General features: G+C 51.6%; 6 protein-coding genes. All 6 read right to left on the reverse strand.

Translation table 11 applies throughout. The annotated features are described in order from the left end of the window. A partial coding sequence (locus J7439_RS23405; protein WP_209204472.1) for a DUF1601 domain-containing protein occupies positions 1–2,192 on the reverse strand: 2,192 nt, incomplete at its 3' end. Positions 2,193–2,268: 76 nt separating this feature from the next. After that, positions 2,269–5,325 (reverse strand): RAP domain-containing protein, encoded by a 3,057-nt coding sequence (locus J7439_RS23410; protein ID WP_209204473.1) that lies wholly within the window; start codon positions 5,323–5,325, stop codon positions 2,269–2,271. 77 nt (positions 5,326–5,402) lie between these two features. Then, on the reverse strand, positions 5,403–8,990 hold the full coding sequence (locus J7439_RS23415) for an RAP domain-containing protein (RefSeq protein WP_209204474.1): 3,588 nt from the start codon (positions 8,988–8,990) through the stop codon (positions 5,403–5,405). A gap of 116 nt (positions 8,991–9,106) precedes the next feature. Continuing rightward, on the reverse strand, positions 9,107–12,157 hold the full coding sequence (locus J7439_RS23420; protein ID WP_209204475.1) for an RAP domain-containing protein: 3,051 nt from the start codon (positions 12,155–12,157) through the stop codon (positions 9,107–9,109). A 107-nt stretch (positions 12,158–12,264) separates the two neighbouring features. Then, a complete protein-coding gene (locus tag J7439_RS23425; RefSeq protein WP_209204476.1) occupies positions 12,265–15,801 on the reverse strand; it encodes an RAP domain-containing protein in 3,537 nt (1,178 codons plus the stop codon). A 106-nt stretch (positions 15,802–15,907) separates the two neighbouring features. Beyond that, on the reverse strand, positions 15,908–16,232 hold a 325-nt coding region (locus tag J7439_RS23430), incomplete at its 5' end, for a hypothetical protein (RefSeq protein ID WP_209204477.1).

The following is a 16,232-nucleotide window of genomic DNA, read 5'->3' on the forward strand; positions in this document are numbered from 1 at the left end:
GCATTGAATTGGTCTTTCTTTGCGTTCACGTGGGGCAACAGCGCGGCCACGGCCTCTTTGAGACCTGGTGTCTGCTCCTGCCCGTTGTCCACCAGTTTTGCCATGGCCCACAGAAGGTTGGCGTTACATTGGGCATTAAATTGGTCTTTCTTTGCGTTCACGTGGGGCAACAGCGCGGCCACGGCCTCTTTGAGACCTGGTGTCTGCTCCTGCCCGTTGTCCACCAGTTTTGCCATGGCCCACAGCAGGTTGACGATATGCTGAGGAATAAATTGGTCTTTCTGAGTGTCCACGAGGGGCAACAGCGCGGCCACGGCCTCTTTGAGACCTGGTGTCTGCTCCTGCCCGTTGTCCACCAGTTTTGCCATGGCCCACAGCAGGTTGACAATGCCCTGGGCATTAAATTGGTCTTTCTGTGCGTTCACATGGGGCAACAGCGCGGCCACGGCCTTGTTGAGCCCTGTTGTCTGCTCCAGCCCGTTGTCCACCAGTTTCGCCATGGCCCACAGCAGGTTGGCGATATGCTGAGGAATAAATTGGTCTTTCTGTATGTTCATGTGGTGCAACAGCGCGGCCACAGCATCTTTGAGCCCTGGTGTCCACTCCTGCCCGTTGTCTGCCAGTTTCGCCATGGCCCACAGCAGGTTGGCGGTATGCTGAGGAATAAATTGTTCTTTGTGTGCGTTCACATGGGGCAACAGTGCGGTCATGGTCTCTGTTAACCCTGGTGTTCGCTCCAGCCCGTTGTCCACCAGTTTCGCCATGGCCCAAAGCAGGTTGACGATACCCTGGGCCTTAAATTGGTTTTTCTGTACGTTCACGTGGGGTAACAGCGCGGCCACGGTCTCTTTGAGCCTCGGTGTCCACTGCTGCCCGTTGTCCACCAGTTTTGCCATGGCCCACAGCAGGTTGGCGATACCCTGGGCCTTAAATTGGTTTTTCTGTACCTTCACGTGGGGCAACAGCGCGGCCACGGCCTCGTTAAGCCCTGGTGTCCGCTCCAGCCCGTTGTCCACCAGTTTCGCCATGGCCCACAGCAGATTGGCGATATGCTGAGGAATAAATTGGTCTTTCAGTGCGTTTACGTGGGGCAACAACGTGGCTACTGTCGTTTTGAGGCCTGTTATCTGCTCCTGTCCGTTGTCCACCAGTTTCGCCATGGCCCACAGCAGGTTGGCGATATCCTGAGGATTAAATTGGTCTTTCTGTGCGTTCACGTGGGACAACAGGGTGGCTACGACCTCTCTGAACTCTGGTATCCGCTCCTGGCCGTTGTCCACCAGTTTCGCCATGGCCCACAGCAGGTTGGCGATACCCTGGGCATTAAATTGATCTTTCTGTGCGTTTACCTGGAGCAACAATGCGGCCACGGCCTCGTTGAGTTCGGGGGTCCGCTCCTGCCCGTTGACCACCAGTTTCGCCATGGCCCACAGCAGGTTGGCGATATGCTGAGTATTAAATTGGTCTTTCTGTGCGTTCACGTGGGGCATCAGCGCGGCCACTGTCGCTTTGAGCCCTGGTGTCCACTCCTGCCCGTTGTTTACCAGTTTCGCCATGGCCCACAGCAGGTTGGCGATTCCCCGGGCATCAATGTCCCTGGCTTGAGGTTTTTGGTTGCACTTGAATATGATTGCATCAAGTAGCGTTGACAATAAGGCAGCCTGAGTACGCTTAACACCCTCATCCACGGGTTTATGAGGGGTAAAAACACCCGCTGAAGTCAATGAATGAAATGTGGCCGTAAGGCTTAGCCAGTCCCAACGCCGTGTTATGGTAAAATTTTTCAGTAAACGCATCAGCTGGCTTTGTTCAGCTCGATTTAACGGTCGTTTAACAGCTGATGTGTATTTTTTGATTGAACTGGCATACCAGCTGTGATTTCTCCCATCATAGCGATGACCGAAACGATCCGATTTACTCACCAGATCATCCATTATTTCCTGTTTGATGAGCGCATTAAAATCTTGAGCAAGGTTTACTGAACGGCGCTGTAGATGTTGAGAAGGGCATGCGTCAGAAGAACGGTAAAATGTATTACGCCCCGGGTTAGTGCGTGGGGTATCATCCCACCGCCTGACCGCGGCATGTCTGTATCGTCCACGCCTTGAAGAAGCGGTATGGCCACCCGGTCGGTTATAATTATTATCTGATCTTGCGTATTGACCACTGATACCAGCAGAGCTTCTGTCCATAATTATATTTCATTAATTCATGAAAATATAAAAAGCAGACTGCTGTGCAGTTCAGAAGTTCATTTTGCTGAAACATTTATATATAAGCAGTGCCGTATTTCTCATCTGCCGAACCGCTTTTAAGTGATACAGAGCCATGACCCTGTGGCGGGATGTCTACCCTGGCCTTTATTTGATCAATACATAGTCTCATTGAGTCCTGGCTCCTGAGCAGGTTAACCGGGATTTCAATGACCTCAAATCCTGATTTCTGCAGCAGTGCAATTTTTAGCAGAGTCGAACCATTCCTGGTGTTGAAATCACCATTCACGTAATGAGACGGTCCCTGAATTTCAATCACCATGTTGTGATCTGGCAGTAGCAGGTCAACCGGAGGTAATGAGTTCAGACACTTTTCTTCTTCAATCTGCAAAGAGGGAATGTATGATTGGAGTTGAGCACGGAAGTCGGCTTGAGGTTTTGAAATGGTTGTCTGGTAGTGGGGGACGACTGGACTGGCTCTGCCAAGCCAACTTGCGGCCATGGCAATGATGGATTGATCCTCTTCACTGGCTGGTGATGTATTTTTCAGGCGAGTAAACAGGTCATCTATGTGCTTTTCAAGCAAGCTGTTTTTATTGGCGTTGGAGACAAGAGATAACCTGGCACAGTATACCATTACTGCCCAGAGGGACATCAATATCGCTTGCTGAGAGAATTGAGGGTTGTCACTGATTCGGTAGACAAGCGATTCGAACGTAGAGGTGACCACGCTCAGCTCAACGAGCTCACCCAGTTTCGCCATGGCCCACAGCATGTTGGCGATACCCTGAGGATTAAATTGGTCTTTCTGTGAGTTCACGTGGTGCAACAGCACGGCCACGGCTTCTTTGAGCTCTGCTGACTTTCCCTGCCCGTTGTCCACCAGTTTCGCCATGGCCCACAGCAGGTTGGCGATACCCTGAGGATTAAATTGGTCTTTCTGTGAGTTCACGTGGGGCAACAGCACGGCCACGGTGCCTTTGAGCTCTGCTGACTTTTCCTGCCCGTTGTCCACCAGTTTTGCCATGGCCCACAGCAGGTTAGCGATATGCTGAGGAGTAAATTGGTCTTTCTGTGTTTTCACTTGGGGCAACAGTGCTGCCACGGCCTCTTTGAGCCCTGGTGTCTGCTCCTGCCCGTTGTTCACCAGCTTCGCCATGGCCCACAGCAGGTTAGCGATATGCTGAGGAATAAATTGCCCTTTCTGTGCGTTCACGTGGGGCAACAGCGTGGCCACGGCCTCTTTGAGCTCTGGTGTCCGTTCCTGTCCGTTGTCTACCAGTTTTGCCATGGCCCACAGCAGGTTGGCGATTTCCTGTGGTTTAAATTCAGCTTTCTGTGCGTTTACGTGGGGCAACAGGGCGGCTACGGCCTCTATGCTCACTGGTGTCTGCTCCTGCCCGTTGTCCACCAGTTTCGCCATGGCCCACAGCAGATTGGCGATATGCTGTGGGATAAATTGGTCTTTCTGTGCGATCACGTGGGGCAACAGCGCGGCCACGGCCTCGTTGAGCCCTGGTGTCCACTCACCGTTGTTCACCAGTTTCGCCATGGCCCACAGCAGGTTGGCGATTTCCTGTGGTTTAAAGTTCGCTATTTGAGTGTTTATGTGGGGTAACAGCGCGGCCACAGCGTCGCTGAGCCCTGGTGTTCGCTCCTGTCCGTTGTCCACCAGTTTCGCCATGGCCCACATCAGGATGGCAATTTGCTGAGGAATAAATTGGTCTTTTTGTACTTCCACGTGGGGCAACAGCGCGGCCATGGCCTCGTTGAGCCCTGGTGTCCGCTCCTGTCCGTTGACCACCAGTTTCGCCATGGCCCACAGCAGGTTGGCGTTATGCTGAGGAATAAATTGGTCTTTCTGTCCCTTCACGTGGGGCAACAGCGCGCCCACGGCCTCGTTGAACTCTGGTGTCCGCTCCTGCCCGTTGTCCACCAGTTTCGCCATGGCCCACAGCAGGTTGGCGATATGCTGAGGAATAAATTGGTCTTTCTGTGCGTTCACGTGGGTCATCAGCGCGGCCAGGGCCTCTTTGAGCTCTGGTGTCTGCTCCTGCCCGTTTTCCACCAGTTTCGCCATGGCCCACAGCAGGTTGGCGATATGCTGAGGAATAAATTGGTCTTTTTGTACTTTCACCTGGGGCAGCAGCGCGGCCACGGCCTCGTTGAGCCGTGGTGTCTGCTCTTGCCCGTTGTCCACCAATTTCGCCATGGCCCACATCAGGTTGGTGATATGCTGAGGAGTAAATTGGTCTTTCTGTCCGTTCACGTGGGGCAATAGCACGACCACGGCCTTTTTTAACTCTGGTGTCAGTTGCTGCCCGTTGTCCACCAGTTTCGCCATGGCCCACAGCAGGTTGGCGATTCCCTGAGGAATAAATTGTTTTTGCTGTGCGTTCACGTGGGGCAAAAGCGCGGCCACGGCCTGTTTGAGCTCTGGTGTCTGGTTCTGCCCGTTGTCCACCAGTTTTGCCATGGCCCACAGCAGGTTGCAGATTCCCAGGGCATCAATATCCCTGGCTTGAGGTGTTTGGTTGCACTTGAATATGATTGCATCCAGTAGCTTGGACAATAAGGCAGCTTGAGCGAGCTTAACACGCTTATCCACGGGTTTAAGAGGGGTAAAAACACCCGCTGAAGTAAATGAATGAAGTGTTGTCGTCAGGCTTCTCCAATGCCAACTCCGTGTTACTGTAAAATTTTGCAGCAAATGTATCAGCTGGGTTTGTTCAGCTCGATTTAACGGTTTTTTAGCAGCTGATGTGTATTTTTTAATTGAATTGGCATACTGACCGTGATACCTCCCATCATAGCAATGATTGAAACGATCCGATTTACTCACCAGGCTATCCATTGTTTCCTGTTTGATCAGGGCATTAAAATCTTGAGCAGGGTTTACGGAACGGTGCAGTAGATATTGAGAAGAGCGTGGGCCAGAAGAATGGTAAAACTCATTGTGCCCAGTGGTAGAGCGGGGGAGATTATGCCACTGTCTGACTGTGGCATGCCTGTATCGTCCACGCCTTGAAGAAGCGGCATGGTCATTCGGTTGGTTGTAAGCATTATCTGATCTTGCGTATTGACCACTGATACCAGCAGAGCTTCTGTCCATAATTATATTTCATTAATTCATGAAAATATAAAAAAGCAGACTTCTGTTCTGTTCAGAAGTTCATTTTGCTGAAATGTTTATATATAAGCAGTGCCGCATTTCTCATCTGCCGACTCGCTTTTAAGTGATACAGAGCCATGAACCTGTGGCGGTATGTCTACCCGGGTCTTTATTTGATCAATGCATAGTTTCATTGAGTCCTGACTCCTGAGCAGGATAACCGGGATTTCAATGACCTCAAATCCTGATTTTTGCAGCAGTGCGATTTTCAGCAGAGTCGATCCATTCCTGGTGTTGAAATCTCCATTCACGTAATGAGACGGTCCCTGAACTTCAATCACCATGTTGTGCTCTGGCAGTAGCAGGTCAACCGGGGGTAATGAGTTCAGACTCTTTTCTTCTTCAATCTGCAAAGAGGGAATGCATGATTGGAGTTGAGCGCGGAAGTCGGCCTGAGGTTTTGAAATGTTTGTCTGGTAATGGGGGACAACCGGACACGCCCTGCCGAGCCAGCTTGCTGCCATGGCAATAACGGATTGATCCTCTTCATTGTCTGGATATGTATTTTCCAGACGAGTAAACAGGTCATCCATGTGCTTCTCAAACACGTTATTTTTATTGGCATTAGAGTCTAGAAACAACCTGGCACACAACACCAAGACTCCCCAGAGAGACATCTTTATGTCTTTCTGAGAGAGCTGAGGGTTGTCACTGATTCTGTAGACAAGCGATTCAAACGTGGAGCTAACCACGCTCAGCTCAACGAGTTCACCCAGTTTCGCCATGGCCCACAGCAGGTTGGCGATCCCCCAGGCATTAAATTGGTCTTTTTGTACGTCCACCCGGGGCAACAGCGTGACTACGGCCTCGTTGAGTCCTGGTGTTCGCTCTTGTCCGTTGTCCACCAGTTTTGTCATAGCCCACAGCAGGTTAACGATATGCTGAGCAATAAATTGGTCTTTCTTTGCATTCACGTGGGGCAACAGCACGTCTACCGTCTCGTTGAACTCTGGAGTCCGCTCCTGGCCGTTGTCCAGCAGTTTCGCCATGGACCATAGCAGGTTAGCAATACCCTGTGGTGTAAAGTTGGCTTTCTGTGCGCTTACGTGTGGCAACAACGCGGCCAAGGCCTTGTTGAGCTCAGGTGTTCGCTCCTGCCCGTTGTCCACCAGTTTCGCCATGGCCCACAGCAGGTTGACAATACCCTGTGGTTTAAAGTTGGCTTCCTTTTCGTTCACACGTGGTAACAGCAGAGCCACGGCCTCGTTAAGCCCTGGTGTTCGCTCCATTCCGTTATCCACCAGTTTCGCCATGGCCCACAACAGGTTGGCGATTTCCTGTGGTTGAAAGTCAGCTTTCTGTGACTTCACGTTTAGCAACAGCGCGGCCACGGCCTCGTCGAACTCTGGAGTCCGATCCTGCCCACTGTCCATCAGTTTTGCAATGGCCCACAGCAGGTTGGCGATAGCCCGGGCATGAAACTGTTCTTTATGTGCGTTCACGTGGGGCAACAGCGCGGCCATGGTCTCGTTGAGCTCTGGTGTTCGCTCCTGCCCGTTGTCCACCAGTTTTGCCATGGCACACAGCAGGTTGGCAATACCCTGTGGTTTAAAGTTCGCTTTCTGTGCCTTCACGAGGGGCAACAGCGCGTACACGGCTTCGTTGAGTTCTGGTGTCTGTTTCTGCCCGTTGTCCACCAGTTTTGCCATGGCCCACAGCACGTTGGCGATTTCCTGTGGGTTAAAGTTCGCTTTCTGTGCGTTCACGTGGGGCAACAGCGCATCCACGGCCTCGTTGAGTCCCGGCGTCTGCTTTTGCCCGTTTTCCACCAGTTTTGCCATGGCCCACAGCAGGTTGGTGATACCCAGGGCATGAAATTGGCCTTTCTGTGCGTTCACGTGAGGCAACAGGGCGGCCACGGCCTCGTTGAGTTCTGGTGTCTGCTCGTGGACGTTGTCCACCAGTTTCGCCATGGCCCACAGCAGGTTGGTGATACCCTGTGGTTCAAAGTTGGCTTTCTGAGCGCTCACTTGCGGCATCAGCGCGGCCACGGCCTCTTTGAGCCCCGGTATCCACTCTTGCCCATTGTCCACCAGTTTCGCCATAGCCCAGAGCAGATTGGTAATAGCCTGAGGAATGCATTGGTCTTCCTGTACGTTCACGCGAGGCAACAGGGCGGCCACGGCCTCTTTGAGCCCTGGTGTCTGCTCCTGCCCGTTCTCCACCAGCTTCGCCATGGCCCAGAGCAGGTTGACGATATGCTGAGAAATAAATTGGTCTTTCTCTGTGTTTATGCAGGGCAACAACCCGACCACGGCCTCGTTGAGCCCCGGAGTCCGGTCCTGCCCGTTGTCCACCAGTTTTGCCATGGCCCACAGCAGGTTGCTGATTTCCCGTGATCTAAAGTTAGCTTTCTGTGTTTTCACGTAGGGCAACAGGGTGGCCACGGCCTCGTTGAGCGCTGGTGTCTGCTCCTGCCCGTTGTCTACCAGTTTCGCCATGGCCCACAGGAGGCTGGTGATTTCCTGTGGTATAAAGTGAGCTTTCTGTGTTTTCACCCGGGGCAACAGCGCGGCCACAGTCTCTTTCAGCTTTGCTGTCTGCTTTTGCCTGTTGTCCACCAGTTTCGCCATGGCCCACAGCAGGTTGGTGATATCCTGGGCATTCAATTGGTCTTTCTGTGCGTTCACGTGGAGCAACAGCCCGGCCACGGCCTCGTTGAACTCTGGTGTCTGCTCCTGCCCGTTGTCCAACAGTTTCGCCATGGCCCACAGCAGGTTAGCGATTTCCCGTGGTTTAAAATCAGCTTGCTGTGCGTTCACGCGGGGCAACAGGGCAGCCATGGCCTCATTGAGTTCTGGTGTCTGCACCTGGCCGTTGTCCGTCAGTTTCGCCATGGCCCACAGCAGGTTGGCGATATGCTGAGGAATAAATTGGTCTTTCTGTGCATTCATGTGGGGCAACAGTGCGGCCACGGCTTCTTTGAACTCTGGTATCCGCTCCTGCCCGTTGTCCACCAGCTTCGCCATGGCCCACAGCAGGTTGGCGATTCCACGGGCATCAATTTCCCATGCTTTAGCTTTTCGGTTGCACTTGAATATTATTGCATCCAGTAGTGTCGACAATAGGGCTGCTTGTGTACGCTTAATACGCTGATCCATAGGTTTATGGGTGGTAAAAACACCTGCTGAAGTAAATGAGTGCAGTGTTGTCGTCAGGCTTAGCCAATTCCAGCTCCGCGCTGCGGTAAAATTTTGCAGCAAACGCATCAGCCGGCTTTGTTCCGCTCGATTTAATGGTCTTTTAGACGCTGACGTGTATTTTTTAATTGAACTGGCATATAGGCCGTGATCTCTCCCATCATAGCGATGACCGAAACGATACGATTTACCCACCAGGCCATCCATTATTTCCTGTTGGGTGAGCGCATTAAAATCCTGAGCATGATTCACTGAACGGCGCAGTAGATATTGAGAAGGGCATGGGGCAGAAGAATGGTGAAATTCATTACGCCCCGGTGCTGTGCGGGGAGGAGGATCCCACTGTCTGACTGTGGAATGCCTATATCGCCCACGCCTTGAAGAAGCGGCATGGTCATTCGGTTGGTTGTAAGCATTATCTGATCTTGCGCATTGACCACTGATCCCGGCAGAGCTTCTATTCATAATTATATTTCATTAATTCATGAAAATATAAAAAGAAGACTGCTGTGCGGTTCAGAAGTTCATTTTGCTGAGATGTTTATATAAGTAGCTGGCCATATGGAATCACATATTTCTGACTACTTATAAACAGTGCTGTGTTTCTCATCTGTCCACCCCCTTTTAAGCGATACAGAGCCGTGACCCTGTGGCAGGATGTCTATCCTGGTCTTTATTTGATCAATACATAGTTTCATTGAATCCTCGTTCCAAAGCAGGTTAACCGGGATTTCAATGACCTCAAATCCTGCTTTTTGCAACAGTGCGATTTTAAGCAGAGTCGACCCATTCCTGGCTTTGAAATCACTGCCCACGTAATGAAAGGGTCCCTGAATCTCAATCACCATGTTGTGGTCTGGCAGTAGCAGGTCAACCGGAGGTAAAAAGTTCAGACTCTTTTCTTCTTCAATCTGCAAAGAGGGTATGCATAATTGGAGTTGCTCACGGAAGAAGGTTTGAGGTTGTGAAATGACGGTCTGGTAACGGGGGATGAACGGACAAGGTCTCCCAAGCCAACTTGCGGCCATGGCAATGATGGATTGATCTTCTTCATTGTCCGGGAAGGTAGCTTCCAGCCGGGTAAACAGGTCATCCATGTGCTTTTCAAACTCATTATTTTTATTGGCATTGGAGACTAAAGACAACCTGGCACAGCATACCATTACTCCCCAGAGAGACATCAATACCGCTTGCTGACAGATCTGAGGGCTGCCACTGATTCGGTAGACGAGCGATTTGAACATCGATGTCACCACGCTCAACTCAACGAGCTCACCCATTTTCGCCGTGGCCCACAGCAGGTTGGCGATATGCTGAGAAGTAAATTGGTCTTTCAGTGCGTTCACGTGGGGTAACAGCGCGGCCACAGCCTCATTGAACTCTGGCGTCTGCTCCTGTCCTTTGTCCACCAGTTTCGCCATGGCCCACAGCAGGTTGGCGATATGATGAGGAATAAATTGGTCTTTCAGTGCGTTCACGTGGGGTAACAGCACGGCCACGACCTCGTTGAGCTCTGGTGTCTGTTCCTGCCCGTTGTCCACCAGTTTCGCCATGGCCCACAGCAGGTTGGCGATACCCTGTGGTTCAAAGTCAGCTTTCTGTGCGCTCACGTGGGGCAACAGCGCAGCCACCGTTTCTTTGAGCCCCGGTATCCACTTCAGCCCGTTGTCCATCAGTTTCGCCATGGCCCACAGCAGGTTGACAGTATGCTTAGGAATAAATTGATCTTTCAGTGCGTTCATGCAGGGCAGCAGCGCGGCTATGGCCTCAATGAACTCTGTTGTCGGCTCCTGCCCATTGTCCACCAATTTCGCCATGGCCCACAGCAGGTTGGTGATTTCCAGTGGTTTAAAGTTAGCTTTCTGCGCGTTCACGTGGGGCAACAGCGCAACCAGAGCCTCGTTGAACTCTGGTGTCCGGTCCTTCATGTTGTCCATCAGTTTCGCAATGGCCCACAGCAGGATGGCGATACCCTGTGGTTTAAAATTAGCCTTCTGTGCGTGCACCTGGTGCAACAGCCCGGCCATGACCGCGTTGGGCTGTGGTGTCCACTCCCCTTTGTCCATCAGTTTTGCGATGGCCCACAGCAGGTTGGCGATATGCTGAGGAATAAATTGCTCTTTCTGTGCGTTCACATGGGGTAACAACGCGGCCACAGCTTCTTTGAGCCCTGGTGTCTGCTCCTGGCCCTTGTCCGCCAATTTCGCCATGGCCCACAGCAGGTTGGCAATTTCTTGTGGTTTAAAGTTGGCTTTCTCAGTGTTCACGCGTGGTAACAGCGCGGTCACAGCCTCTTTGAGCTGTGGTGTCTGCCTCAGCCCGTTGTCCACCAGTTTCGCCATGGCCCACAGTTGGTTGGCAATATGCTGGGGAATAAATCGGCCTTTCTGTGCGTTCACGTGGGGCAACAGTGCGGCCACGGCCTTGTTGAGCTCGGGTGTCCACTCGTGCCCGTTGTCCACCAGTTTCGCCATGGCCCATAGCAGATTGGCGATTTCCTGAAGTTTGAGGTTAGCCTTATGTACATTCACTTGGGACAGTAGCGCAGTCACAGCCGCGTTGAAATCGGGTGTCCACTCCTGCCCGTTGTCTACCAGTTTCGCCATGGCCCACAACAGGTTGGCGATCCCCTGGGCATTAAATTGGTCTATCTGTGCGTTCACATGGGGCAACAGCGCGGCCACGTCCTTGTTGAGCCCTGGTGTCTGGCCGTTGTCCACCAGTTTCGCCACAGCCCACAGCAGGTTGGCGATACCCTGTGGTTTAAAATTTGCCTTATGTTCTTTCACTTTGGGCAATAGTGCGGCCACGGCCTCTTTGAACTCTGGTGTCCGCTCCTGCACGTTGTCCAGCAGTTTCGCCATGGCCCACAGCAGGTTGGCAATATGCTGAGGAATAAATTGGTCTTTCTGTGCGTTCACGTGGGGCAATAGCGCGACCACGGCCTCGTTGAGCCCTGGTGTTCGTTCCTGCCCGTTGTCGACCAGTTTCGCCGTGGTCCACAGCAGGTTGGCGATACCCCGGGCATCAATATCCCATGCTGCAGGTTTTTGGTTGCACTTGAATATTAGTGCATCAAGCAGAGTGGACAATAAGGCAGCTTGAGTAAGCTTAACACGCTCATCCATGGGCTTATGCGGGGTAAAAACACCCGCTGAAGTGAATGAATGAAGTGTTGTGCTCAGGCTTCGCCAACTCCAGCTCCGTGTTGCGGTAAAATTTTGCAGTACACGTATCAGCTGGCGTTGTTCCGCTCGATTTAACGGTCTTTTAGCAGCTGACGTGTATTTTTTAATTGAACTGGCATATTGCCCGTGATTTCTCCCATCATAGCGATCACCGAAGTGATCCGATTTACTCAGCAGGCCATCTATTATTTCCTGTTTGGTGAGGGTATTGAAATCTTGAGCAGGGTTTACTGAACGGTACTGTAAATGTTGAGAAGAGCGTGTGAAAGAAGAATGGTAAAATTCATTACGCCCCGGGGCAGTGCGGGGGGGACTATCCCATTGTCTGACGGTGGCATTTCTATATCGCCCACACCTTGAAGAAGCGGTATGGTCATCCGGTTGGTTGTAACCATTATCTGATCTTGCGTATTGACCACTGATACCAGCAGAGCTTCTATCCATAACTATATTTCATTAATTCATGAAAATATAAAAAGCAGACTGCGGTTCTGTTCAGAAGTTCATTTTGCTGGAATGTGAAAACGGTTCCCGGGGTCGAAAGGAGGGGATTACTGGCTGTTTTTTCTCTTCCTCTTGGCTGGTTTGCCGGTTTGTTCTTCTGAATGTTCTTCGGCGGTCAAGTAACCTTGATCTGAGGGTTGCCTGCCTTTATCTGCAATAACGTATGCCGCATCTGCCCACCTTCTTTTAAGTGATACAGAGCCATGCCCCTGTGGCTGGATGCCTAACCTGGTCGTTATTTGATCAATACATCGTTTCACTGAACCTTGGTTCCAAAGCATGTTAGCCGGGATTTCAACGACCTCAAATCCTGCTTTTTGCAACAGTGCGATTTTAAGCAGAGTCGAACCATTCCTGGTTTTGAAATCACCACCCACATAATGAGAGGGACCCTCAACTTCAATCACCATGTTGTAATCTGGCAGTAGCAGGTCAACCGGAGGCAATGAGTTCAGACTCTTTTCTTCTTTAATCTGTAAAGAGGGAATGCATGATTGGAGTTGATTGCGGAAGTTGGCTTGAGGTTTTGAAATAGTTGTCCGGTAATGGGGGACGACAGGACAGGTTCTACCAAGCCAACTTGCGGCCATGGCAATAACGGATTGATCCTCTAAGTTATCTGGAGATGTATTTTCCACGCGAGTAAACAGGTCATCCATTTGCTTTTCAAACCAGTTATTGCTTCGGGAGTCCATAGACAATCTGGCACAGCAAACCATCACTCCCCAGAGAGATATCAATAGGTCTTGCTGTGAGAGCTGAGGATTTTCACTGATTCGGTAAACAAGCGATTCAAACATAGAGGTAACCACGTTCAGCTCAACGAACTCACCCAGTTTCGCCGTGGCCCACAGCAGATTGGTGATTTCCTGTGGTTTAAAGCTGGCTTTCTGTGCGTTCACGTGGCGCAACAGTGCGGCCACGGCCTCGTCGAGCTCTGATGTCCACTCCCCGATGTCCAGCAGTTTCGCCATGGCCCATAGCAGGTTGGCGATTTCTTGTGGTTTAAAGTTAGCTTTCTTTTTGTTGACGTGTGGCGACAGCGCGGCCACGGCCTTGTTAAACTGTGGTGTTCGCTCCTGCCCGTTGTCCAGCAGTTTCGCCATGGCCCACAGCAGGTTGGCAATATGCTGGGCATTAAACAGGTTTTTCTGTACGTTCACGTGTTGTAGCAGCGCGGCCACGGCCTCGTTGAGTTCTGGTGTTCGCTCCAGCCCGTTGTCCACCAGTTTCGCCATGGCCCACAGCAGGTTAGTGATTCCCAGGGCTTTAAATTGGTCTTTCTTTGCGTTCACGTGAGGCAACAGCGCAGCCACGGCCTCGTTAAGCCCTGTTGTCCGCTCCTGCCCGCTATCCACCAGTTTCGCCATGGCCCACAGCAGGTTGGCGATTCCCTGTGGTGTAAAGTTATCTTTCTTTGCGTTCACGTGTGGCAACAGCGCGGCCACGGCCTCTTTAAGCTCTGGTGTCCACTCCTGCCCGTTGTCCAGCAGTTTCACCATGGCCCACAGCAGGTTGGCGATTTCTTGAGGATTAAAGTTAGCTTTCGCTGTGTTGACGAGTGGCAACAGCACGGCCACGGCCTCTTTGAGCAGCGGTGTCCGCTCCAGCCCGTTGTCCACCAGTTTCGCCGTGGCCCATAGCAGGTTGGTGATTTCCTGTTGTTTAAAGTTAGTTTTCTGTGCGTTCACTAAGGGCCACAACGTGGCGACGGCCTCTTTGAGCTGTGGTGTCCGCTCCTGCCCCTTATCAACCAGTTTTGCCATGGCCCACAGCAGGTTGGTGATTCCCCGGGCATTAAATTGGTCTTTATGTGTGTTTACGTGGGGCAACAGCACGACCACGGCCTTGTTGAGCCCTGGTGTCTGCTCTTGCCCGTTGTCCACCAGTTTCGCCATGGCCCACAGCAGGCTGGCGATATGCAGATGAATAAATTGGTCTTTCTGTGCGTTCACGAGGGGCAGCAGCGCGGCCACGGTCCCTTTGAGATCTGGTGTCTGCTCTTGCCCGTTGTCCACCAGTTTCGCCATGGCCCACAACAGGTTGGCGATACCCTGTGGTTTAAATTTGTCTTTCTGTGCGCTTACGTGGGGCAACAGCGCAGCCACTGCCTCGTTGAGCTCTGGTGTTCGCTTTTGCCTGTTGTCCACCAGTTTCGCCATGGCCCACAGCAGGCTGGCGATACCCTGTGGTGTAAAGTTTGCTTTCTGAGCGCTCACGTGGGGAAACAGTGCGGCCTCGGCTTCTTTGAGCAGCGGTGTCCGCATCTGTCCGTTGTCCACCAGTTTCGCCATGGCCCACAGCAGGTTGACGATTTCCTGTGGTTTAAAGTTAGCTTTCTGTGCGCTCACGTGGGACAACAGCGCGGCCACGGCCTCGTTAAGTTCTGGTGTCTGTTCCTGCCCGTTGTCCACCAGTTTTGCCATGGCCCACAGCAGGTTGGCGATATGCTGAGGAATAAATTGGTTTTTTTTTGCGTTCACGAGGGGCAACAGTGCGGCCAAAGCCTCTTTGAGCCCGGGTATCAACTCATGCCTGTTATCCACCAGTTTCGCCATGGCCCAGAGCAGGTTGGCGATACCCTGTGGTGTAAAGTTTGCTTTCTGTGCGCTCACACGGGGCAACAACGCGGCAACGGCCTCTTTGAGTTCTGGCGTCTGCTCCTGCCCGCTGTCCACCAGTTTCGCCATGGCCCACAGCAGGTTGGTAATGCCCTGGGCATTAAATTGGTCTTTCTGTGCGTTCACGAGGGGCAACAGCGCGGCCGTGGCCCCCTTGAAAACTGAAGTCTGCTCCTGCCCGCTATCCACCAGTTTCGCCATGGCCCACAGCAGGTTGGTGATATGCTGAGGAATAAACTGGTCTTTTTGTGTGTTCACATGGGACAACAGCGCGGCCATGGCCTTTTCGATCTCTGGTGTCCGCACCTGCCCGTTGTCTACCAGTTTCGCCATGGCCCACAGCTGGTTGGCGATTCCCCGGGCATCAATATCCCTGGCTTCAGGTTTTTGGTTGCAGTTAAATATTATTGCATCAAGTAGCGTTGACAATAAGGCAACTTGAGTACGTTTAACACGCTCATCTATGGGGTTATGGGAAGTAAAAACACCCGCTGAAGTAAATGAGTGCAGTGTCGTCGTCAGGCTTCGCCAATTCCAGCTCCGCGTTGCTGTGAAATTTTGCAGCAAACGCATCAGCTGGCTTTGTTCCGCTCGATTTAACGGTCTTTTAGCAGCTGACGTGTATTTTTTAATTGAACTGGCATATTTACCGTGATGTCTCCCATCATAGCGATCACCGAAACGATCCGATTTACTCACAAGGTCATCCATTGTTTCCTGTTTGGTGAGAGTATTAAAATCTTGAGCAGGGTTTACTGAGCGGCGCAGTAGATATTGAGAAGGGCATGCGGCAGAAGATTGGTAAAATTCATTACGCCCCGTGCGGGGGGGATTATCCCACTGTCTGACTGTGGCATGTCTATATCGTCCACGCCTTGAAGAAGCGGCCTGGTCATCCGGTTGGTTGTAATCATTATCTGATCTTGCGTATTGACCACTGATACCAGCAGAGGTTCTATGCATAATTATATTTCATTAATTCATGGAAATATAAAAAGCAGACTGCGGTTCTGTTCAGAAGTTCATTTTGCTGAAATGTGAAAACGGTTCCTGGGTCGAAAGGAGGGGATTACTGGCTCTTTTTTCTCTTCCTCTTGGCTGGTTTGCCGGTTTGTTCTTCTGAATGTTCTTCGGCGGTTAAGTAACCGTGATCTGAGGCTTGCCTGCCTTTATCAGCAGTAACGTATGCCTCATCTGCCCACCTTCTTTTAACTGATACAGAGCCATGCCCCTGTGGCGGGATGCCTGTCCTGGTCTTTATTTGATTAATGTATGGTTTCATTAAATCCTGATTCCCAAGCCTGTTAACCGGAATTTCAATGACCTCAAATCCTGCTTTTTGCAACAGTGCGATTTTAAGCAGAGTCGAACCATTCCTGGTTTTGAAATCACCA

The sequence above is a fragment of the Salinisphaera sp. G21_0 genome (assembly GCF_017744115.1).
GTDB lineage: Bacteria > Pseudomonadota > Gammaproteobacteria > Pseudomonadales > Endozoicomonadaceae > Endozoicomonas.